Raw genomic sequence first — 23,645 nt, forward strand, 5'->3', positions numbered from 1 at the left:
GGATCTAGACAAAGCTATTAGAGAATAATTTAAAAGATTCATCCTGGATTCCTACGGAATGACAAACTTTGTGGCTATTTTCTGATATGACAAGCTGCAACCCCTAGCCCCGATTGAAACGACATCCTTTTTGGTTGCGGCTGGAACGAAGTGGAAGCCGTAACCAAAAAGATACAGTGGAAAGCGGGAAATAGCTCCTAAAAAAATAATAAATAAATAGTATGAAAATAATCTGCATAGGAAGAAATTACAGCGAACACGCCAAAGAACTGGGAAATGAAATTCCTGAAAAACCTGTAATTTTTATGAAACCGGACACTGCGGTTTTAAAGGGAAATGATTTTTATATTCCTGAATTTTCGGATGACGTTCATTATGAGCTGGAAGTAGTGGTGAAAATTTCAAAAGGCGGAAAATATATCCAAAAAGAAACAGCGCACAAACATTACGAAGAAATCAGCCTGGGAATAGATTTTACAGCGCGAGATCTTCAGAGTGAGCTAAAATCAAAAGGATTACCCTGGGAGCTTGCTAAAGGTTTCGATGGTTCTGCTGTGGTAGGAAATTTCTTTAAAAAAGAAAAGTATAATCTTGAATCCCTTAATTTTTCCTTATTAAAAAACAAAGAAAAGGTGCAGGACGGAAATACAAAGGACATGATGCATTCCATTGATGATATTATTGCTTTTGTTTCACAGTACTTTACATTGAGAGTCGGTGATTTTATTTTCACTGGAACTCCAAAAGGTGTAGGAAAAATAGATGAAAATGACATTCTGGAAGCTTACCTGGAAGATGAAAAAATTCTTGATATCCGAATATTATAAGTAATTTAACACAAGTTTTGGCATAATTTTCCTATCTTTAGTAAACAAAACTAGAGGTTATGATAAATATTGTATTACCCGTAGATTTTGGGGATAAAACAGAACAGCTTGTCGATGGAGCCGTGAAATTTGCAAAGCAGGTAAACGGGAAAATTTTCCTGATCCATGTGGCGCCTTCTGATATTGGATTTGCTATCGGAGATATGGGATTTCAATATTTTCCGGAAGTTGAAGAAAATGAAATCAGGGAAGAGCTCATTCAGCTGAACAAAATCGAGCAGAGAATCCTTTCTCATGATGTAGACTGCGAACACCTTCTTAAACAGGGAATTGCAAAAGATATTATCCTGGAATATGCAAATGCAAAACATGCAGATTTCATCGTTATGGGTTCGCATGGAAGGAGCGGAATTTATGATGTTTTCGTAGGAAGCTTAACGAAAGGCATCACAAAAGATTCTACTGTACCGGTATTGGTACTTCCGATTCATGATTAATCTTCTAATTGTTTATAATTTTACATTAAATTTTAATCGTTAATAATAAAAAAGCCGACCAAACATAAGTGTTGATCGGCTTTTTACTATATAACCAATTAATTAACCTTCTTTTTTGTAGATATTCGGGTCGTAGTAAGGATGCTTACCTTCCGTTGGAGAATAATATTCTTTGTCTTTATCGCCACCCAGCGTTACTACAAGAACGTAGCACCAGTACGTAAATAATACGCAGCAAACAATAAATAGAATCCAGTTTAAAACATTACCGAAAGCATCAAAGAAACCGAAAGACCATTTGAAAACTTTGCTTAAGAATAGAAAGAAAGACGTCATTATTTTCCTTTTTTAAATTAACTTTGTACAAATTTAAAAAAAATGTTTAAATTACTTTCAAAAGAAAGCAATATTTTTTCAATTCCTGTTTATATTGGTTTTCTTCTTTTAATAGTAATAATATTTAACATACTGAATTTCAATACTTACGAAGCAATTATCGCCGGAATTACTTTTCTTGGAATTGCTTTGGGATATTTCTGTTTCCACAGTATTGCGCTCACTTATCAGACCCATCTGCCTCTTTTCCTGTACACATTTTTTGTTTTTGGGCTTTATCCGGGGCACATGGATATTGGTGTTGCCGTTTCACTGCTTACCAATTCCTTCCTTTTGCTCCTTCTTACAAGCACTAATGAAGATATCAGGAAAAAATCGTACGTTCTGGTAGGAGCAATTGTAGCATTGAATTTTATTTTCCTTCCTACCACCTGGCCAATGGCTGTTTTTGTGATTATCCACGTGGTAGCAACTTCGGAAAGGATAAGCCTGAATATTTTCAGATTTTTATTAGGACTTGTTTTAATTGCGTTCAGCTATTTTTCTGTGATGTTCTTTATGAATTTTACAACTTGGAATATTGAATATTTCCCTTTCGGAAAGATGAGGCTGATGAAGAGCTATAATGACCTTATTCCGCTCATTCCTATTGTTCTGATGCTGATCTATGCCATATATGACCATTTCAGAAATTACAATAAAAAAAGCCCGATAAACCGTTACAAATACACATTTTTACTGGTTTTTTCCGTGGCACAGCTTATGACGATTATTCTTTATATGAATAAAAGTTATGAATATTTACTTCTTCTTGCATTTCCCTCAACAATAATTATCAGCCGTATGTTGAGATTTTTACCGAAATATTGGATGCAGGAAGTGAGCTTATGGTTGATTATTTTTAGTTTGATAGGCTTTAAAGCCGGAAGTTATTTCCAATTATTTTAAAAGATTATGATTCAGATAGACGATAAATTGATCTCCGAAGAAATTTTTTCTGAAGAGTTTGTTTGTAACCTTACGAAATGTAAAGGTGCATGTTGTGTGGAAGGAGATGTGGGTGCTCCGTTAGATAAAGACGAACTGGAAATTTTAGACAGTATTTTTGATAAAATTAAGCCTTATCTGACACAAGAAGGCATCAAAGCACTCGAAGAACAGGGCACTTGGACTACCGATCCTATGGACGGAATGTACGTTACCCCAATGGTGGAAGACCGTGAATGCGCCTACGTAACCTTCGATGAAAAAGGAATCACAAAATGCGGAATTGAAAAGGCATACGAAGACGGAGCTGTTGACTGGCAAAAACCTATTTCATGCCACCTTTACCCAATCCGTGTAACGGAATATTCTTCTTTTACCGCTTTAAACTATCATGAATGGAGCGTTTGCAGTGATGCCTGCGCCTTGGGAAAAGAATTGCAGGTTCCTGTTTATAAATTCCTGAAAACTCCTTTGATCAGAAAATACGGTGAAGAATTTTATGGCGTTTTAAGCGGTGCAGCTGAAGAGTGGAAGAAGGAATATGGTGCTTAATTGGGTTTGGATAAGAGACAGTGTTATAGTGTCTTTTAGGCTTAAAAATTGTATTGAGAGCGCCATTGTAAGCTATTTTATAAAATTATAAATGCTTCGTCAAGATTCTACAGAATGATAATCTGGATGGTTTTTGACTCTAAACTTGTTTAAACTTTTATTTAACCACAAAAGACACAAAAGATTCTGATATTCCGTTTAAAGTTGTATTATTAAACGAAGAAAAGGACACAGAAGTCTTTAAAAATCTTTGATTTTTATTCTTTTGAGAACTTTGAATAACTAATAATATAAATTCTAAATTTCTTTTGCTTCTTTTGTGGTTAATTTTAGAATTAGTTTAAACAACTTTTCTATAATAAACAAAACCGTCCCGTAAAATTTACGGGACGGTTTTTATATCTAACTTTAAAAATATTAATTAGTTAGCAGCTCCTGTTTTTATCACAGCTGGTTTTGCTTCTTCTTTTTTAGCAGCTTCCCAACCGTCTTCCGGCATAAGAGTAGCTACGATTCTGCCTTTTGTAAGGTATTTTTTAGCAACGTCCTGAAGATCTTTTACGGTTAAGGCTTTTACTTTTTGTTCGTAATTAAGGATTTCATACTTATCACTTCCATCAAGCTGATTTTTTGTAAGCGTATTCATCCAGTACATATTGTCTTTCATTTTTGTCTTGAAATCATTCATTTCCCCTTCCTTGTACTTATCAAGATCTTTTTGCTCAGGCCCATTATCAATTAGCTTTTGAAGCTCTGTGACAGCACTTTTTGTAAGCTTGTCTGCATTTTCAGGCCCACAAGGGAAATTGATGCTGAAGCTGTAATTGCTGTAAGGTACTTTGTACATACCTCCTCTCGCTCCACCTCCGTAGATTCCGCTTTCGTCTTCTCTTAATTTTTCGATCACTTTAATGGTTGCCACTTCTCCAAGAGCCGTTAACGCCATTGCTTCTTTTTCATTGTAAGGAGCTTCTCCTGAGTAAGAGATAGTTACCATACTTTTAGGATCCTTTCCTTTTTTGTAAGTTTTGGTGTAATCACCGGTTAATTGTCTGTATCCCGTATCTTTATAATTCGTGGATTTTCCTGTAGAAGGCAGACTTGCAATATATTGGAGCACTTCATTTTTAAATGTAGCTTCATCTATATTTCCTACAAAATAAAACTGGAAGTTCCCTGCGTTGGCAAATCTCTCTTTATAAATATCATACGCTTTTTTATAATCCGTATTGGCCCACTCTTTTTCCATAGGAATAATTCCGATGAATCTTGGATTCTTCTGGTTCATGAATTTTGCATGTTCATTAGAAAAATAGAATTGTGGATTAGACAACAGGTTATCCAGCATTGCAGACTGTTTTGTTTTATAAGCATTGAATGCATCAGGGCTGTAATTTAATCCCGTAAAATAAGCATACATTAATTCCATTGCTGTTCCCAGGTCTTTTTGGGTTGTTCTTCCGGAAATCCCTTCAAATAAAGTACTGATGGAAGGATTAACACTTACCTGTTTTCCTGCTAAATAATTTGTAAGATCAGATTTAGAGAAACCATTTACGCCTGCTTCCGATAAAGCCGGGAATGCAAACTGGGTCTTGTTATAATCCGCATCAGGAATCAATGAGCTTCCACCCATGCTTCTTGCTGAGAACACAATTTCATCATCTTTGAAGTCTGTTTTCTTGAATGTTACTTTAGCACCGTTGCTTAGTGTCCAGGTTGTTGTTCCTAATTTAGCATCCGTTTCAGTTTTAGCAATTTTACCTTCGGATTTGAAAGGTTTTACTAAATTCTTGATGGTTTCTTTTTCCTGGTAAGGCTTTATATCAGCCATTTTTACAGCCTCGAAAGTATTCATTACCATTGCTTCCGTAGGCATTGTTACATTGTCTTTTTTCGGACCTGTAATTACGACTACTCTGCTGTCGTCTTTTACAAATTTTTTAATGATGCCATTAGTCTGAGCCAGCGTCACAGATGGTATAAATTCCTTATAATCTTCATATTCCCATGCAATTCCGGGAATTGGCTCCTGCTCCAGGAAGTTTCTCACATATTCATCTACCAAAACATCGCTTTCCGTTTTGTCCCGGTTGTTATACATCCTTTCTACGTTGGAGATCATCTGAGATTTTGCTCTGTCCAGTTCCGTCTGTGTAAAGCCGTATCTTTTTGCTCTTTCCACTTCTTCCAGAAGAACTTTTAAAGCATTAAGCTGATTTCCTTCCTTTACCATTGCAAATCCCTGAAAAGCTTCTTTGGTTCTTGCATAAGTTCCGCCATGATAAACAGATCCGTAAGTGAAAGGAGGATTATTAGAATTTACCAATTCTCTCAGCCTGTTGTTCAGCATTGTGGAAGTAAGCTCTTCTATGATGCTTTGGTTGTACTGCTCTACGGTAACATCAGGTTTGTAAGATTCAGAATCCTTCATGATGAACTGAACCATTGAGCTTGTTGCATCAGGATCTGTTTCCACCGCTACCAGAGTTTCCTTGTGATTAGGAAGGTCAAACGTTTTTCTTTCTCTTGGCTTTGAAGGGTTTTTATATTTACTGAAATTTTCCTTAATTTTCTTTTCAACATCATCCACATTAATGTCTCCTACCACTACAATTGCCATAAGATCCGGTCTGTACCAGTCTTTATGGAACTGTCTGATCACTTCCGGCTTAAAGTTTTCAAGCACTTCTTTTTTCCCGATCGGAAGCCTATTGGCGTACTGAGAATTGTGTAATAACTTAGGAAGATATTTGTCTGACATTCTTTTGTCTGCTCCCAAACCTAATCTTAATTCTTCCAACACCACACCTCTTTCCTTATTGATCTGCTCATCAGAAAGCGTAGCATTGAAAGCCCAGTCTTCCATTACTTTAAGGCCCGCATCAAGATTTCCGGGCTTGTCTAAAGGTACGGGAAGCATATAAACCGTTTCGTCGAAACTTGTATAAGCATTAAGGTGCTGCCCGAATTTCACACCGATTGACTGTAAAAAGTCTACTAATTTATTATCCGGGAAATTTTTGGTTCCATTGAAATTCATGTGCTCCATAAAGTGAGCTAGGCCTCTCTGGTTATCATCTTCAAGAATAGATCCGGCATTAATGGCCAGCCTGAAATCCACTTTCTTTTCCGGTAAATTATTTTTCTTGATATAGTACTTCATTCCGTTTGAAAGAGTACCGATTCTCACAGCAGGATCCGTAGGGATGTTCTGTGCAAAGCCATTTGCAGACAATAAAAACAAGACTGCAAATGAAGATAGCATTTTCTTCATATAATTTGATTATTAATTTTTTTCAGCGTAAAAGTATTGATTATTCACCACGGTAGGAAATGTTTATTTCTTATTTAAAGTTAAAATTGAGTTAAATAGAGTTAATTTTTATATTTTTAATCGAATGATGAAAATTTTACGCGAAAAAACAACTCTTGTATTATTTTTTCAATTAATCATTTATAAAAAATTGAGGATTTTATTATTTGAAGATATTGAAAGTCTTCAGGCGTATTTTATTCATTCAATTGTTGTTTATGTTTGAGATCAAAAATGTCATTTCCAAACGAGCTGACAATTATTATTTTAGTTAAATTCAAGTTAAATATATATTGAATTCATAAAAAAAGCCGGGCAAAACCCGGCTTTGATCTGCAAATACAGTATTTTTTATTTAAAATCTGCATCTGTAACCCCTGAATTGATAGTTACTTTTGTGGTTTTAATTGTTACTTTTTGTCCGTTTCCTTCAGCTTCTATTTCAGCAGGGAATTTGATTCCGTCAACCGTCATATAGCTTTTTACAATAGCATTTCCTTCTGCTGCTGAAGATTTATAAAGCAAACCTGTAGAAGCATCGAAATAGAATTTCCCTTTCTCAGAGCTTAGAACATTGTAATCCTTGTTGTCTATCTTTTCAATTTCCACCGTTGAAAAGCTTGCAGGATCATACGCTAAAGCGTCTATTACTTTGCTTTTCTTTAATTCTGCAATTTTATCGGCCGGGATATCCATTTTCTGGCCACTTTGTTCAAAATAGCCTTTTTCACCATCAAAGAACTGAACCATTTTCTGCCCCATTACAGATTGCTCAGACTTGAATTTGTTGCCCATTTTCTTTGTAACCATATTAATTTCCATACCCTGAACACCCAGAGTATTTTCGATAAGAGTTGTTTTAACTCCTTCCAGCTTATCTTTTCCTCCTAAAGCTTTCAGATAATTATCAATAACTTCTTTAGGTGTAAGTTTCGATTTTACGGCTTCCGTCTTTGCGGAAGCGGCAGGTTTCTGTTGCGCAGCTACTGACGTTGACAGCATGACAGCACAGAAAAACGGAATGATGATCTTTTTCATATATAAAGTTTAGTGCCGTAAATATATGAATATTGAAAATAAAATTTTATGATTTAACCAATAAAAAAACCGCTAATTTAATCAGCGGTTTTATAAATATTTATTAATAAAATAAATTATTTCTTAAGTTCTTCTAAAAATTCGTCGTGAGAAATTTTAGTTTCTTTTTTAGTCGCTTTTTCAAGAATTACATCTTTTAGCTTAGTCATAGCAACCTCAGAAGAGATTTGTCTTACCTGCTCCTGGTCTTTCAACATTTCAACAGCATATTTCTGGATTTCCTCATCACCTAAGTGGTGGATTCCGTAGATAGCCAGCTGATTTCTTACCAATTGCTCTGCCTGACCTAAAACGTCTGCATAATCTAACTGGATGTCGTTGTCAGTCATTAATTTTCCTTCAATAATCTGATATTTTAACTGGTTTTTCTCAGCTTCAAGAATTTCTTTAGCCTGATCTTCAGACTGGATATTCTGGTTTGAGAACACCAACCATTTTACAAGGAATTCTTCCGGAAGTTTTACTTCTTCTTTTTCAGAAACCTGCTCCAATACTTTATTCACAAAGTGAACATCAGCATTTTGCTGGAAATATTCATCTAATTCAGACTTTACTTTCTCTTTCAATTCCTCTTCAGACTTGATGTTTCCTTCACCATATACCTTATCGAAAAGCTCCTGGTTCAGCTCAGCAAGGTTCAAAGAATAGAAATCTTTTACTTTTACCTCAATTTCATTGTGGTGTAAATGCTCAACCTCTTCTTTAGAGAAGCCTAATTCTTTAGCTAATTCTTCATCACCCGCAAGAGTTTCTTTAGTTACTTTTACAGAACCGTCCATTTTCAAACCTTTTACCAGTTTGAAAGCTTCTTTGTTTTCTGCTGTAATAGTAACGTTCTTAGGATGGTGGTGGTGCTCACCTTCTGCACCTTCTTCCACAACCTGAGAAACTTCTAAAGCGATGTAAGAATCTTTAGTGATTTTATCTTGAGGAACCTGCTCTGCGAAACGCTTCTGCATGTTTTCAATACTCTTGTTGATTTCTTTTTCAGAAGCTTCCACTTTATAGTGAGGCGCTTCATATTTAGCAAGATCTATAGTGAATTCAGGCTCATACCCTACTTCAAAAGCAACTGACAATTGATCAGCATTGTAATCGAATTCGTTTACTGGCTGAGGAACAGGCTGACCTACTAATCTTAGTTTGTTTTCGTTTACATAGCTGTTCAAAGCATCAGAAACCTGCTTGTTGATTTCTTCAAAAGCAATACCTGCTTCATATTGTTTTCTAACCATACTTAAAGGCACTTTCCCTTTTCTGAAACCAGGAACTTGCGCATTTTTAGCATAATTAATCAACTGCTTCTCTACTTTTTCTTTGTAGTCAGATTTTTCCAATGTCACTGTAAGCAATGCACTTACATCATCATGGTTTTGTGCGGTAACCTTCATTATTGATTAAAATTTTAGGTTGCAAAAATATGAAAAAAATTATGAAAACACTCATTTAAAATCAACTTAAAAAGCCAAATATTGTTAAAAGATTTACAATCTCATTATTGTACACACTAAAGTAGGAATTGTAAGGCTTTCAAAGGTAAAAAAAGATAAAACAGTTACCATTATTTTTTGTAATTATAAAAAGATACCACAAAACTGAATATTTATTCTGTATTTTAATTAATTTAATATAAAATAATCATCAAAAATCAATTATTTAGTTATTTTTGTAATCAAAATTTAAATTTTTTACTATTTTATTCACTTTCCAATCTCTACAAATACATTTTTTAAAATTAAAGACTTACAAATAAATAATGCATTTAGTTTCAGATTATTATGAATAACATATAATGTTTAAAAGTAATCAAAAACTATCCCCTTTTTAATACCTATTTAATAAATATAAATACATACAAAATGAGAAATTCAACTAAAATTTCAGTATTCCTATCCTGTAAAAGAGGGATTGGGTGTACTGTAATTTTATTACTATTAATTATTTCGCAAAAAAGTTTTGCCCAGACGAGGGTAATCGTTAATCCCGGCCTTGAATTCGGGGTTGCCAGTGGAGCAGTTCAACAGACAGATACCAATTTTGGTTTCGGACCTACTTTTGATGCAGGACTGCCCGTTAGTTCGCCCTGGTACACTTCGCATCCGGCCCAGGCTAATGCATGCCAGGTCGGAACTGTTGGTGCCTGCCACCCGATCGAAGTATGGGGAACAGGATTCAGCGGCGTTCCGGCTGCACAGGGAACAAATTTTGTTGAGCTAAACGCCTATGTAAGTTCAATGATCTATCAGAATATGTACCTGGCAAACGGCGATATTATTAACTATTCTTTCAAACACAGAGCCAGATCCAGCACTACAGAACAAGCAGGAATGGTTATTGAGGATCAGAACGAAGCACTTATTGCCACAGTAAAAGCCACAGCTTTACCATCCAGCACCACAGCATGGTCTACCACTTCAGGAACTTATACTTTTACGGGTACTTCCGGAGTTTACAGAGTAGGATTCAGGGCATTGGCAACTACCAGCCCGGGTGCAGGAAACTTGCTTGATGATATCAGGATAACCATGAATCCTCTTATTGATTTAAAGTTTTCTAATGCTCTATCTTCTTGTGAAGGCTCCAGCAACGGTACTTTATTTATGAGGATAAGCGGTGCTGTCACTACACCCACTACTGTAGCCTTTCAGCTTATCAATCCAAATAACGGAACCGCATTTGCTTCAGACAACGATATTACGGTGACTGGTGTTACCAATTCCAGAGGTACTCCGGTAGTAAGCCACACTGCAGGAACTACCATTTACACAGTTACAATCCCTGTCGGAAACTATGATGCCGGCGTAACTCCGGGATATGCAAGCCCGAACAATGATGAAGACGGAATCGCAATGAATATTGCCTCTGTAAATGATACGTCTTATGAGCCTAATGAAACTTTTAAATTCGAGATCAAACAACAAGGTACAAACGGCTCTACAAATAATTTCGTATCTACATCATCACCAATATACGGAGATACTTATTATGGCACCACCAATGATTATTTCATACAAAGATGCGTGTGCTATAATGACACCAATACATCCACAGCAGGAATTGACAGCAAGGTAGGATTTTCTAACTTGCAAAAAATAACCCCGAATAACGGAAGCTGGCCGGCCAGCAGAAAGTCTGCACATATTGTTATGGAATCTAATAATAAAGGATTTGTAATTTCAAGAATGACAACAGCGCAAATTACCGCAATAACCTCTCCACAGGAAGGAATGATGGTATATGACACCAGTGTAAAATGCTTAAAAATATACAGCGGAACTGCATGGAGCTGCTTCAGTACTCCTACTTGTCCATAAAATTAGTTCTACTTAAAAAAATTTAAACAAAATGAAAAATATAATATCCGCAATATTTATAACAATAGCAGCATTTTCAAATGGCCAGGTAATCGTGGGGGATGCCGTAGGTACATCATCGGTAAAAACCTCTGTTTTACTGGATTTTGCACCCAATCAGAATAAAGGAATTATTTTACCTTACGTAAGAACACTTCCTACGACTCCTACGGAAGGAACTCTGGTTCTTGATGCCAGTGATCCGGCCAGAGCACGCGTAAAATATTATAACGGCGCCTGGATCGACCTAAGCGGTCAGGATGCTGATGTATCGGCGGCACTTGCAACGCAGCCTACGACCTCACAAATAAGCGAAGCGGCCGGCGAAAAAGTAATCATTGGGGCTCCGTCAAGCTCAGCAAATGGTATTTTGGTTTTGGAATCCACTACCAAAGCAATGGTTCTTCCTATGGTGCAGGATGTTCAGAGTATCCCAAGCCCGTCTGCGGGGATGATGGTTTATGTAAACAAGGAAGGCGCAAAACGTCTGGCAGTATATAATGGAAGCAAATGGTCTTTTTGGATGCCTTAATGTCCTTTTTTTTTAAATAAAATGATTAATTGATACAGGCATATTCTAAAAACATAAATAAATTTCCTAAAAACCTTCATATATGGACGTTTTTATTATTTTACTGATCGATTTATGCTTACCAAAAAAAACCACTAGAAATTTCCAGTGGTTTTTATTATCAAAATTAATAATGTATTAATTAATAATATTATAATTTGCCTCAGCATCAGTTTCCCCTCCGGTGTGAGCTCCGTACACAATACCGTTACCACTTACTGAAGATGCTTCTGTAACAGTTACCGGCTCATGAAATAATGTAAGAACCAAACGAGCTGGAGCAGATGAATTTTTAACAGCTGTATTTACTACCCACTGCGTTTTTAAACCTACATGGTTACCGTCTGATCTTGTAGAAGATGCATCATCTGTACGTGTAAGGGTGATATCAGAATTAGGAAAGTTATACACTAAGAAATGTTCGTCTTTCGCATCTTTGATTTCCTGAGTGGCATCTTCGTCACCATTTTTGAAGATTACTTCTACATTGTAAGTATGTCCGTTGGTAAGCTGTACATTAGGATTTGTAGTGCTATTCACCTGATAATCGTATACTATAGAATTTCCTGTAGAAGTATCTGTTACTTTTAATAGAACATCTGATAATTCTTCCTGTGGAAGATCATCTGCTTCGTCATCACTTCTGTTACAAGAAGTTATGCTTAAAGAAGCTGATAAAAATAATAGTCCTGCGATAAGTGTCGTATTTTTAAAAATATTTTTCATTTTTTTTGATTTAAGTAATTTAAAATTTATATTTAAGAGTTAAGATAAAATTTCTTCCCATGTCGTCGGCAAAGAAACGAAGCCTGTTGAGATAATCTCTATAAGACTTATTAAATAGGTTACGGACTGAAAAATCAACTTCAAAATTTTTCGACAGTCCCACTCCGGTTTGAAAGTTCCAGAGTGAATACCCTTGCGGAGGCGTAGAAATATCCACCTCCTGATTGTATGCATTACCATTTGAATCAAATAATCTGATCGGAATATTGTAAACCGGGAATCTTGTCTGCTTCAGGTAAGTATTATTGCTTACATTAAAGTAAAAGTTTTTCCATTCTTTTTTACTGAATTCCAATGAATTATTAAAATTCGGAGGCATCATCATAATTAAAGGTACATCATGAGTAAGATCCTGACCGTAAACGTATGCGGCACTTCCTTTGTAAGCAAGATTATCGGTAATCTTCAGCTGAACATCCAGATCTACACCGTACATTTTCGAATCAATCTGCTCATATTTATATACTACAAATGCTCCTCCCCATTGCGTATTTTGGTACCCTGAAGGCACTTCATTAATAAAATTTTTGGTTTGAAAAAAATAAGGATTTATAGAAATATTCAAGCCTTTTAAAACATTGGCTCTAATATCAGCCACAAGATTAAACTGATTTCCTGTTTCACTCTTAATCCTTAAATCTCCTCTTTCAATAATTGCTGCAGAATGATGCAGCCCATCCGAGAACAACTCGGCAACATTGGGAGATCTTGAAACTCTCGCATAATTGAACTTGAGATCAAAATTCTCGAAAGGACGATAAACAATCCCCGCGTTGGCAGAAATATTATGATAACTTAATGATGGTTTTGTAAGGATTCTGTTTTGGTTTATCCTCACTTCAAAATCTGAGTAATCGGCAGCATAAAGCTTGTTCCAATCGCTCAGGTCATACCATTTTGTCACTTCATAATGATCGAAATCGTATCTTCCGCCAACTTCTATATCCAAATCAGGGGTAATTTTATATTTCAAAATAGAATAAACTCCCGCATAATACCTGTCATAATTAGGAACCAAACGTCTAGCTTCAGTCTGTGTACTGGAATAATTGTTCTGATATCCAACATTAATTCCCGATTCGAGATTCCATTTCCCTCTTTCGATAATGTGGTCGATATTCAGGTCATTGGTAATAAGTTCAAGATCCAGCGCCGGTTTTTTGCTAAGCTCTTCTCCGCGACGTATATCATATTCCTGCCTGTGATTATATTGGAAACTATAAGTTGCAGTAATTTTTCCAAAGTTTTCAAATCTTCGGTAAGCAGAAATTTTAGCAATATGATGCTCGATATCCTGTCTCGGATTATCAATACTGTAGCTGAAATCTCTCTGATATATGGGTTGCTGAGAAGTAAGCGCAAGATATAAATCTTGTGAGTTACCTACATGGGAACTTCTAAGAATTCCTACAGAACTTTTCGTGAGATAGTAATCAAAAGAAAAACCTTTATTAAACGTCATCTTCTGCACTCCGAAATTAAATCCGTAGCTCTGCAGCCCCGAATTCATTAATCCATATGACGGAGCGTCGAGATCCCCCAGCTTTTTAAAACTTCCATTGGTTTTAACAGCCCAGCCATCTTCCCAAGTTTTGGCGAGTTTTACATTAAGACCTGCACCACGCCCGTTTGATATTCCCGAAAGTGCAACTGCACCCATGATCGTATCTTTTTTAGGCAATACCTGAGGCTGCAAAACAACAACTCCTCCAACAGCACCGCTCCCATACTTCAATGCAGAAGCTCCTTTTACTACGTCGATATGCTCAAAATTATTGGTATCCACATTTGGGGCGTGTTCTACTCCCCACTCCTGCTCTGCAAGCTTTACCCCATCATTAAGAATAGCAACACGGCTTCCGTAAAGCCCATGAATTATTGGTTTTGCAATATTATTTCCGGTTTTTAAAGTATTTACACCAGAAATATTGGTCAAAAGATTTCCGAGATTCTCGGTAATATTCCTTGAAATCGTTGATTTATCAATCGTTTTTACGACCATGCTTCCATTATTCTTATGGCTTCCGTGAACTGTGACTGTTTCAATATCCTGAATATGATGTTCCAGGGTAATCGTTAAATGTAAATCCTGTGAAACTCCTATATTTTCAGTATAATCATTACAATCAGGATGTTTAGCAATGAGTAAATATTTCCCCGCAGGAATTTGATCGAATGAAAACTTTCCGTCTTTATCGGTTTTTGTAGAAAAGTCACCAATTTTCACGATTGCATCCTGTAGCATCGTTTTATCATGGAAATCCTGAACAGTTCCTTCTACAGTGTAAGTCTGCTGTGCGTTTGTAAATGCAAATCCGCAAAGGATAAGCATTAAACTATATATCAATTTCATTGTTAAATAGATTGATTGCGTACTTTCTTTGAAGTACATTTTTTCGAAAAGGTTTTTTTAAAATAATGACTGAATAATCTGAATCAATGATCGACGAAATGTACTATCTTAAAACTAAAATTACGTTCTAAAAAAACCTGAACATTAAACTTTAAATTTTAAACATTAAGTCGAGACATTGAACTCTAACCAAATTAAAGTCAATAAGAATCTATAAATTAAGAAATTGCGGGCGGTCCCCGAAGCTGAAAAGTAAATTTTGTCTGAGACCAGATTTCCTCCTGAACAGCAATGATCTGCTTTACCTCATGGGTGTAATTTTCAAAAGAAAAACTGAATTCTTCAGGAACTAAAGTATGTCCGTTAGCAAGAAAATGACACGCCAAACAATCGGCGGCTTTATCTTTAGCTACATTTTTTGTAAATGAATTGTCTGTTTTTTTAAGATGAAAGTTCTTAAAAACATCCACAGATTCGTGGTGGTGAAAACTTTGAGAAAACAGCGCAATAAAGTATATCCCAAACAATAATTTGGAAATAAAACTTTTCAGATTTCTGCTTTCTTTAAAAATCATCCGTCAAAATTATGAAAATATTTTAAAAACTTGGATTAAAGTTTTATTAAATACTTTGAGTAATATGTAGAAATGGTTGTGATTTTGTTACAAAGATTGTGAATTATTTTTAGAAACTATGCTTGAGATGCTTCGACTTCGCTCAGGATGACAACGCTACAAATAAACCTCTAATAAAAGAACAGTTAGCATTAGAAATGTCATCCTGAGCGAAGTCGAAGGACCTCAACAGCTTTATTTTAAGTCAAATAAATTAATTCAACTGGGAACCCAAATATTCCCATTCCTGCAATGCAAGCTCTAATTCCTCTTTAGTTTTGTTATAATTTTCTAACGTTTCCTCAGAAGGATTTTCTTTAGTAAAAGAAGCTTCAAATTCCTCTACTTTTGTTTCAAGCTCGGTAATTTTTTCTTCTACTTTTTTAATTTTATTTTGAATATTTTTCTGCTCCTTGCTTACAATAACATTTGATTGCTGCAGATTCTCCGTTTCCGGTTTTTCTTCTTTCTTAGCTTTCACCTCAACTTTAGCCTCTTCTCCGTGAAGCTTTGCTTTTTCGGCAGAAATTTCCCTGATTGATTCTTTTTGTCTGAATTCAAGATATTCATTAATATCTCCCAGGAATTCCTTCATTTTACCGTCACGGAACTCATAGATTTTATCACAAAGCCCCTGCAGGAACTCCCTGTCGTGAGAAATTACAATTAAAGTACCTTCAAATTTCTGAAGAGCCAGCTTGATGATTTCTTTAGACTGAATATCCAGGTGGTTCGTAGGTTCGTCCATAATCAACGTATTGAAAGGACGCAATAACAATTTACAAAGAGCCAGACGGTTTCTTTCACCTCCGGAAAGTACCTTTGTTTTTTTATTTACCGCCTCACCCTGGAACAGGAAAGATCCTAGCAAATCACGGACTCTGGGTCTTGTTTCCTCTGTTGCCGCATCTTCGGCTTCTTCCTGAACGGTTTTATTCGGTGTTAAAACTTCCTCCTGATTCTGGACAAAGTAACCGATGTTTACATTATGCCCAAGGTTCCATGTTCCTGAATAATCTTTGATATCTCCGGCAAGAATTTTAGCCAGCGTTGTTTTCCCCTGCCCGTTCTGCCCAAGAAGCGCAATTCTGTCACCTCTCTGAACGATAAAGTCTACGTCATCAAAAATCTGTTTTTCGCCGTAAGCCTTTCCTAACTTTTCTGCTTCGAAAATAATTTTCCCCGGAACCTGCGACTGAACGAAACGAATATTGAACTTTGAAACATCTTCATTATCCACCTCAATACGCTCAATCTTATCTAATTTTTTAATAAGCGATTGCGCAAAAGAAGCCTTTGTAGCACTTGCACGGAACTTATTAATATTGTCTTCCATCTGCTTGATTTCCGCATCCTGATTCTTTTTAGCCTGAATCAGCTTTTCACGGCGGTCTTCACGCATGATTAAATATTTGGAGTAATTGGCTTTATAGTCGTCAACTTTTTTATTATTGATATCAAAAGTACGGTTACAGACAGCCGTCATGAACTGCTTATCGTGACTCACCAAAACAATGGCACCCGGATAATCTTTCAGGAAGTTTTCCAGCCACATGATAGATTCCATATCCAGGTGGTTGGTAGGCTCATCGAGAAGCATAATGTCATTCTTCTGAAGAAGCAGTTTTGCCAATTCTATCCTCATTCTCCAGCCCCCTGAAAATTCATCCGTGATTTTCTGGAAATCATCTGCCTTAAAACCAAGACCAAACAAAACTTTCTCCATATCGCCTTCCAGATTGTAGGCGTCGTGGTTCATTAAAAGATCATTCAGTTCGGTCATTTTATTAATCAAATCTGAGTAAGAATCGCTTTCATAGTCGGTTCTTGTTGCCATCTGATGATTGACATCTTTAAGCTCGTTTTTCCATGCGTTGATCTGTTCAAAAGCCTGCATGGTTTCATCCCAAACCGTTCTTCCTTTTACGAAATCAAGGTCCTGCTTCAGGAAACCGATGGTGATATTTCCTTCCGGCACCACGTTTCCTTCGTAGAAATTAATTTCTCCGGAAAGCATTTTCAATAAAGTGGATTTCCCCGCTCCATTTTTACCAACCAAACCTATTTTATCATCCTTTTTTATCGTGAAATTCACGTTTTGAAACAAATATGTTCCTGAATGATGTAATCCTAAACCTTGAACCGAAAGCATGTTAAATAATGATTAATAGTGAATAATGAATTTTCGGGTGCAAAAATACGGAAAAGAAATGAATGATCGTACATTAAAAAAAGCTGCTCCAATGAACAGCTTATCCACAAAATCAAGAATTTATGTTTATTTCTTAATTTAAAACGTTTTCGGGGTTATTTTTACCTGATCTACGCTGTTTCCTCCTCTCATAAATTCTACAAGCTCAATAATTCCGTTGCTTAGAGCACCGTTTATTACTGTGTCACCGCCGTTATACATCGCCTGCTGCCCTCCAAACCACCAGTTATTGCTGGCTCCGCTGTGTCCCTGAGCAAGAGCTACATTATAAAATGTGCAGGTTCTGTTTCCGAATTCCAGAACCAATGTGCCTATCATCGCAAAATTCAGTTCTCCCGGATCATGGTCGAACGTTGTTCTGTTGGCCGGAACCCTTGCAGAAAACCATTCTGCAACGCTTTCTGAACCTTTTCTTCCTATGGAGAAGATAAACTTCCCGTCGCTTCCGCAGCTTGCGGTAAATCCCTTATAGATATGCCCATTAGGATCCTGTCCATCCGTGATGGAAAATTCATTTACTGTGAATGATCCTTTCGTTAAATTATTTGAAGTAACTGCAAAGAAAACTTCATTATCTCTGTATTCCATGACTTTAATATTTTATTTAATTATGGTTATTGATATTGTTCCTGAAGCTTCATTAAGAACAAGACAAAGTAACGTCAACCAGAAAATAAAAACTACAGTATAAGTCACTAAATTTAGACTTAAGTATTTTTACGTAAGTTTCTAAATATCAAATCAATTGACTCTATATTTATCAATCTATTTCTAATATTATGCTTAGATTCTTTTAGAATGACAAACATTTTGGATATCTGCTGAATATTTAAATGGATGCCTGCAACCCTAGCCCCGATTGCAGCATTTGTCTGAGCTCATTTTAAAGGTTTCGGGGGCTGCAAAGCCGCCCCCGAAACCTTTAAAATAGCGAGTGCGGAAAGCGGGATAAAGTTCCTAAAAATTTAAAAGAAAAGAGCTGCCTAACCAGGGCAGCTCAACACCTAAATTTAAAACTGAAAAAGTACTAACATTTATTATAAAAATTCTCTTTAATCAATATTGTACGGTCCCAATTATCGTTATTCGGAATATTTGTTCCGTAAGCGTAATCCACAACAGAATCTTCTACGTGATGGATCTCTGATTTTAATTTTGACTGGTTCGCGCTGAACTGATCATCTGAGTTGCTTGGAACGTTCAAACCGTTATTAATAAATTCTGCATTCACCTCAGCCTTTGAGTTTTTAAGAATTGCCGGATGATACAACCCGAAATTGGCTGAAATATGGGTGTAATCTGTCAATTTTTCATAGCTGTAATCCGGTTTCAGGGCAGGCAGAAGATTTTCGGTGTATTTTTCCAGGGCTTCTGATACTTTAACCAAATATGGATGAGCCGTTGCCTCAATTTTAAAATCTGATTCATTAAAATCAGTTTTAAAGATCGGTTCACGGGCGTTGGTTTCAGTAAGCATCAGTTTACCATAAACCTTTGAAAGTTCGTTAAAAACCATGTCACGGCTCACATAAGCCTGTGAGAAAACTTCTCCCACATCCAGCTTATAATGTTGCAGAAGAAAATTCCAGATTTCATTTCCTTGTGCGTCTTTGGAAGCTGTTTTTACATTTTCCATATAAGCTGTAAGGTCTTTATGTTTGATAAAGTTCGGGGAAACATAGACCGACTGGGAGGCTTCCAGATATCCCCCACCCAAATCTGCGTGCGCTCCGGGAACAAAAATCTCTTTCCAGACTGTATTTCCGGCTTCGTATTTTGTATCCTGCATTGATTTTGAGTCTTCAAAAATACCGGTTAAGGGGAAAAAATAGCGGCATTCATTTATAGCGCAAATATGGAGTGTTCTTTCCGTTTCCGGCAGAACAGTTACATTATAATCATTAAAAGGTGCAGATTCCACGGTATCAAAAACTCCAAGAAATTTTATTTTGACCAGTCCTGAAATTTCAGAATGATTTTTCAATATTTCATAACAAAAGTTTCTGGCCAGCATGGAGCCCCTGCTGAAACCATAAATGTAAAAATGATATTCTACGGAAGGATCCTTCATCTTAGTTTTAATGAAAGAAAAAGCCTTTTCCAGCTTATCATCCGAAGAGTATCCATAATATCCCGCAGGATTTTTGCATGTCGCCATTGCAAAATCACTGTCTTCGTACCCTGTTTTTGTTCCTATTCCTTCGATATATATTTTTTCATCACCATTAAATAAATCAAACAGCTTATAAATATTGGTAATATTGCTATAGTAACTTTCGTTGTTTTTTTGCGGCTTCCGGGTAGAAGTTGCGTTCATCCCGTTGTTTCCGGTTCCGTCGAAAAAAATTCCAACAGAGGTTATGTTGTTTTTCATATCACTTTGTGGTTTTACTTTAATTTAAACTTTGCCAAAGATTTTTCAACTTCGACAAAGTGAATGAACCCTCCAAAGTAACGATGAAAAAAACAGGAATGATAGAGTAAAAAGTACTAAATAAAAAAATCCGTATTTCTACGGATTCATATTCTTTCCAGCGGATGAATATTGTTTATTATGGCATAAATCACAATTCCGACTGTATTTTTGGCTCCTATTTTCTCTACAATTCTCTGCCTGTGGCTTTCAACCGTTCTCGGGCTTATAAAAAGTTTCTCTGCGATTTCGTTATTGGTAAATTCCTGACAGATCAGCTTTACGACATCTTTTTCACGATCAGAAAGCTCGTCGTCCATTTCAAAAAGAGTTCTTTTTTTTGTGGGGCTGTTCATGTAGGAAAATATCATCTGATGATCTTCCGGCGTGAAGAAAATCCCATTTTTATAAACCATTGTAATGGCTTCTATAAAGGCTTCCCTGTTTGAGTTTTTAGGCAAAAAAGCAGATACGCCCAACTTCACCATATACCCCAAAATGGTTGTTTTGTAATGAGAAGAAAGAATAATGATTTTAAGATCTGGATATTTTTCTTTTAAGATCTCCACCAGCTCAAAACCGTTCATGGGCTGCATCTGGACATCTACCAGAGCGATATCCGGAAAGTCTTCTTTGGATGTATTTTCTAAAGTTTCTAAAAAATCAGGGCCGTTATTGGCCGTTAAAACGACTGAAATACCCTGCTGGGAAGATAATAACATTTTTACTCCTTCCAGAATCAGCTGTTCATCGTCAATTAATGCTATTTTGATTTGCGAGTTCATTGGTGTATGGAATTTTAATAATTAAGCGGCTGCCCGTACCCAGAACATTTTTCCATTTGTGGGCCGCGTTCATTGATTTTATTCTGGATTCGATATTCTTTATACCCATTCCTTTTTTCACTTCATCATATTCAAAACTTTCTCCGTTGTCTGAAATGACGACTGCAAGATTGTTTTTGTTGTCTTTAATATAAATCCAGACCCTCGATGCTTCCGAATGTTTGAGAACATTGGTGGTAAACTCCTGAATAATCCTGTACAGCTGTACTTCTATGAAAATATCCTTTTTCTGGAATTTCGGGCTTACATTGAGTGAAATATTTACCCTTCCTGACAAGTTGGCGATCAGCTCTTCAATATATAAAACCAAACCCACCGACTCCAGATTTACCGGGTACAGGGAATGGGAAATACTTCTGGCAGAATCAATAAGGGAAGACATCTGCGTGGAAATATTTTTCTTGATGATCTCGTCGCCTTTTGTATCCAGGTTGTTGAGCCATAGAGAAAGGATATTCAGCCGGTTTCCGATATCATCATGAATCATGACGGCAATTCTCTTTCTTTCAGCTTCCTGAGCTTTAATATTTTCTAAAACCAATCTTTTCTGATGTAAAACTTCCGCTTCATGCTGGGCATTCTTTTCTTTTATAATTCTCTGAATAAAACTTCTATACGCCAGCAAAATAAAGGATACGATGATCACCAGAACAACAATCAGCGTAACGAAAAAATTGATATTTAAGGTTATTTCTTTAATTTTAAAAAGCTGTAAATAATTGATAAATAAAGGAATGTACACAATACATTATTCATGCTCCAGATAAGATAAACCTCATCACTCGATAAGGATTTCAGCTGCCGGAGCATGAAAAATATAAATACCGAAACGGCATAATACAGGAATATAAATGCATCTGCAATGATAAACCTGTCATTATCAGTCTTACTTTTTCTGATCTCCATCAGAAGGGAATATCCTGTAAAACAGATTACTACAATATTAGAGATCACTTTTTTAAAATCATTGACCTCTGGATTATTTATAAAAAAGAAACAGCCCATCAGTACAAAAATCGGGATATACCAAAGTTTTGAAAGATTGGATTTCCTTATAAACAGGCTTCCCAAGAGGAAAAGCTCCCCCGAGACATAGAGAGGATACAGAAAGTCTATGTTCTTCATTTTCAAAACATAGATAGAAACTTTAATAGCAGCTTCTATGAAAAAAAGAAAAATGATATAATAAACATACCATTTTTCCATATTTTTTAGCTGTTTCCATTTTATAAGTCCGATAAGCGCACAGATAAAAAGGAAACCGTTATTCAAATAAAGTATTACTTTAAAAGCATCCTCCATTTAATGATTATTTAAATTTTAGATATTACAAATTGGCGGGCAAGGCTGTGACCAGTCGTAAGTATTTGAGATGGTCTGAATACTTCCTGTATTTTCAAGGTCAGCATAGAAAGATATGAAGATCAGGGTAGGAAGCATTCTTTGATAAATATCAGAAAATTTTAACCCGAATGAACATACAATATGTGTAAGCCCCGGTTTTGAAGGAATAAGGTCTTGTGAAGGCACAAAAAACTGTCTGAAGATTCTTGCTCCGTTAAATTCATCACATTCTTTGTAAAACCAAACCATTGCCTGGCTTCTCCAAGACTCAATAGCTTCCAGGGCTTTGTCCTGCTCCATCATGGGCTGGTTGGCAATCGGGAAATACATATTGGAATTATCATCAATTTTGGTAAGTTGTCTGGACAGGACAGCATTTTTCACCAAAACGTATTGCTCTGTCTCTACTAATCTAAGATCAGTTTCCAATTCGCTGAGAGTTGCGTAGCTGTACTCATTCATAGGGATTTTCTGCCCATTGCTATCAAGAGGAGCCAGAATGATGATCAGCTGATCGTCATAGACACCCATTTCTACACAAAATTTGTTGTATTGATTTTTCCCTTTTATCCAATCCAGCTGGTCTGCAGTAAGATTAAAAACGTAGTTTGTAGGGATAAGATTCTGGATTGTCGAATAGCTTCCACAGCTCATAGACCATCCTTCGATTGCAACGTCGTATTCCTCTCTGTTGAATATTGTTCTCATATTTTCACGGTATTTTAGTCGCATAAAATTATATAAACTAAACTACCTGTGCAAGTATCTCACGGATTATTGAAAATTTGTTAATAATTCCTTACCGTGATATGATAGCAGCTCTGCTGTTTTTCTTTGATATAGTAAATTCTGCCGGCGTTATGGTAATATTTCAGGACTTTTTCCAGGGCTGCTTCCATTTTGGGATTGTACTTGAGAACATCGTTGAAGCGTACATAAGAAATATCGAAAGAGTTGCCGTAATTGTGTGAACTGACCCCTAAAGACGCATTGGAATTCATTTTTCTTAATCTGCACTGGTCTTCCAGCGTTCTTGTAATGGATGAAACCGTAAATGTGTGTCCTTTCGTCTCCTTGCTGAAACGTGCGCCTATTCTTTCCAGCATCAGTTTTCCTTTGGAAACCATCCATGCTCTGCTGTAGTCCAGCTTTTGAACTTTGTAGCCTTTCCCTGTTTTTTTAATTTTATGGAATTTTCCGCTGTTGATATATTTCTGAACAGTTTTAGAATCTTTCAAAATTTTCACCCCGAAACTCCTGGAAGCATCCAGATGCGGCTTGTAAAGTGCAGTGGGCTCTACCTTCAAAACTTCTGTAAGATCATAGCAGGGAAATACCTTTTTTGCCGCCTGAGAATAATGAGAACAATATAAAAATGACACAAAAATCACACACAAGCACTTTTTCATTGACCGGGATTTTAATTTATAAACTAAAAATAAAGATTTATGTTATTAAAATCAATAATAATACCAGTATGTGTGAATTTTTTCATTAATTAAATTCAAATTAAAATTAACGAATTCACAATTATCCATCGT

Annotated in this window: 21 protein-coding genes; 6 read left to right on the forward strand and 15 right to left on the reverse strand. The window is 36.2% G+C overall.

All coding sequences use genetic code 11. The annotated features are described in order from the left end of the window. Positions 1-221 precede the first annotated feature (221 nt). Both H560_RS0109830 and H560_RS0109835 read left to right on the forward strand, forming a co-directional pair. Positions 222-827: a fumarylacetoacetate hydrolase family protein gene (locus H560_RS0109830; protein ID WP_027379895.1), complete on the forward strand. Its 606-nt coding sequence runs from the start codon at positions 222-224 to the stop codon at positions 825-827. 59 nt (positions 828-886) lie between these two features. Next, a complete protein-coding gene (locus H560_RS0109835) occupies positions 887-1,324 on the forward strand; it encodes a universal stress protein (protein WP_027379896.1) in 438 nt (145 codons plus the stop codon). A 102-nt stretch (positions 1,325-1,426) separates the two neighbouring features. Here the strand turns inward: H560_RS0109835 and H560_RS0109840 are convergent, their stop codons facing one another. Then, on the reverse strand, positions 1,427-1,660 hold the full coding sequence (locus H560_RS0109840; protein ID WP_027379897.1) for a DUF6341 family protein: 234 nt from the start codon (positions 1,658-1,660) through the stop codon (positions 1,427-1,429). A gap of 42 nt (positions 1,661-1,702) precedes the next feature. Here H560_RS0109840 and H560_RS0109845 point away from each other — a divergent pair, with 42 nt between their 5' ends. Next, positions 1,703-2,608 (forward strand): DUF6427 family protein, encoded by a 906-nt coding sequence (locus H560_RS0109845; protein ID WP_027379898.1) that lies wholly within the window; start codon positions 1,703-1,705, stop codon positions 2,606-2,608. A 6-nt stretch (positions 2,609-2,614) separates the two neighbouring features. After that, on the forward strand, positions 2,615-3,199 hold the full coding sequence (locus H560_RS0109850; protein ID WP_027379899.1) for a DUF3109 family protein: 585 nt from the start codon (positions 2,615-2,617) through the stop codon (positions 3,197-3,199). A gap of 421 nt (positions 3,200-3,620) precedes the next feature. On the opposite strand, the gene H560_RS0109855 is transcribed toward H560_RS0109850, so the two are convergent. The 3 genes from H560_RS0109855 to H560_RS0109870 form a co-directional block, all read right to left on the reverse strand. After that, positions 3,621-6,476 carry a M16 family metallopeptidase gene (locus H560_RS0109855; RefSeq protein ID WP_027379900.1) on the reverse strand — a complete coding sequence of 952 codons (2,856 nt, stop codon included), beginning with the start codon at positions 6,474-6,476 and terminating at the stop codon, positions 3,621-3,623. 390 nt (positions 6,477-6,866) lie between these two features. Continuing rightward, the gene (locus H560_RS0109865) at positions 6,867-7,553 is read right to left on the reverse strand and encodes a hypothetical protein (protein WP_027379901.1); all 687 of its coding nucleotides are present in this window, start codon (positions 7,551-7,553) and stop codon (positions 6,867-6,869) included. Positions 7,554-7,669: 116 nt separating this feature from the next. Next, positions 7,670-9,004 carry a trigger factor gene (locus tag H560_RS0109870; protein WP_027379902.1) on the reverse strand — a complete coding sequence of 445 codons (1,335 nt, stop codon included), beginning with the start codon at positions 9,002-9,004 and terminating at the stop codon, positions 7,670-7,672. 468 nt (positions 9,005-9,472) lie between these two features. Here H560_RS0109870 and H560_RS0109875 point away from each other — a divergent pair, with 468 nt between their 5' ends. Together H560_RS0109875 and H560_RS0109880 are read left to right on the forward strand one after the other, a co-directional pair. Further along, positions 9,473-10,927, forward strand: a complete 1,455-nt coding sequence (locus H560_RS0109875) for a hypothetical protein (protein WP_027379903.1) — start codon at positions 9,473-9,475, stop codon at positions 10,925-10,927. Positions 10,928-10,958: 31 nt separating this feature from the next. Continuing rightward, positions 10,959-11,498 carry a hypothetical protein gene (locus H560_RS0109880; protein ID WP_027379904.1) on the forward strand — a complete coding sequence of 180 codons (540 nt, stop codon included), beginning with the start codon at positions 10,959-10,961 and terminating at the stop codon, positions 11,496-11,498. Positions 11,499-11,675: 177 nt separating this feature from the next. On the opposite strand, the gene H560_RS0109885 is transcribed toward H560_RS0109880, so the two are convergent. The 11 genes from H560_RS0109885 to H560_RS0109940 form a co-directional block, all read right to left on the reverse strand. Beyond that, on the reverse strand, positions 11,676-12,263 hold the full coding sequence (locus H560_RS0109885; RefSeq protein ID WP_027379905.1) for a hypothetical protein: 588 nt from the start codon (positions 12,261-12,263) through the stop codon (positions 11,676-11,678). Between the two features lie 19 nt (positions 12,264-12,282). Next, the gene (locus H560_RS0109890; protein ID WP_027379906.1) at positions 12,283-14,676 is read right to left on the reverse strand and encodes a TonB-dependent receptor; all 2,394 of its coding nucleotides are present in this window, start codon (positions 14,674-14,676) and stop codon (positions 12,283-12,285) included. A gap of 218 nt (positions 14,677-14,894) precedes the next feature. After that, a complete protein-coding gene (locus H560_RS0109895; RefSeq protein ID WP_034752519.1) occupies positions 14,895-15,251 on the reverse strand; it encodes a hypothetical protein in 357 nt (118 codons plus the stop codon). A 253-nt stretch (positions 15,252-15,504) separates the two neighbouring features. Next, positions 15,505-17,442: a ribosomal protection-like ABC-F family protein gene (abc-f, locus tag H560_RS0109900; RefSeq protein WP_027379908.1), complete on the reverse strand. Its 1,938-nt coding sequence runs from the start codon at positions 17,440-17,442 to the stop codon at positions 15,505-15,507. Positions 17,443-17,580: 138 nt separating this feature from the next. Beyond that, entirely contained in the window at positions 17,581-18,090 is a 510-nt protein-coding gene (locus H560_RS0109910) for a hypothetical protein (RefSeq protein ID WP_027379909.1), read from the reverse strand. Between the two features lie 439 nt (positions 18,091-18,529). After that, on the reverse strand, positions 18,530-19,876 hold the full coding sequence (locus H560_RS0109915; RefSeq protein ID WP_027379910.1) for a T6SS phospholipase effector Tle1-like catalytic domain-containing protein: 1,347 nt from the start codon (positions 19,874-19,876) through the stop codon (positions 18,530-18,532). 146 nt (positions 19,877-20,022) lie between these two features. Continuing rightward, entirely contained in the window at positions 20,023-20,700 is a 678-nt protein-coding gene (locus tag H560_RS0109920) for a response regulator transcription factor (protein ID WP_027379911.1), read from the reverse strand. Then, entirely contained in the window at positions 20,669-21,502 is an 834-nt protein-coding gene (locus H560_RS0109925) for a sensor histidine kinase (RefSeq protein ID WP_228372454.1), read from the reverse strand. The genes H560_RS0109920 and H560_RS0109925 overlap by 32 nt, the downstream gene beginning before the upstream one ends. Then, positions 21,448-22,062: a hypothetical protein gene (locus H560_RS0109930; RefSeq protein ID WP_027379913.1), complete on the reverse strand. Its 615-nt coding sequence runs from the start codon at positions 22,060-22,062 to the stop codon at positions 21,448-21,450. The genes H560_RS0109925 and H560_RS0109930 overlap by 55 nt, the downstream gene beginning before the upstream one ends. An 18-nt stretch (positions 22,063-22,080) precedes the next feature. Beyond that, positions 22,081-22,812, reverse strand: coding sequence for a hypothetical protein (locus tag H560_RS0109935; RefSeq protein WP_034752522.1), 732 nt, complete (start codon positions 22,810-22,812; stop codon positions 22,081-22,083). Between the two features lie 80 nt (positions 22,813-22,892). After that, positions 22,893-23,513: a DUF5715 family protein gene (locus H560_RS0109940; RefSeq protein WP_051289262.1), complete on the reverse strand. Its 621-nt coding sequence runs from the start codon at positions 23,511-23,513 to the stop codon at positions 22,893-22,895. Positions 23,514-23,645 lie beyond the last annotated feature (132 nt).

This window comes from Chryseobacterium daeguense DSM 19388, from assembly GCF_000430825.1.
In the GTDB taxonomy this organism is placed as follows: domain Bacteria; phylum Bacteroidota; class Bacteroidia; order Flavobacteriales; family Weeksellaceae; genus Chryseobacterium; species Chryseobacterium daeguense.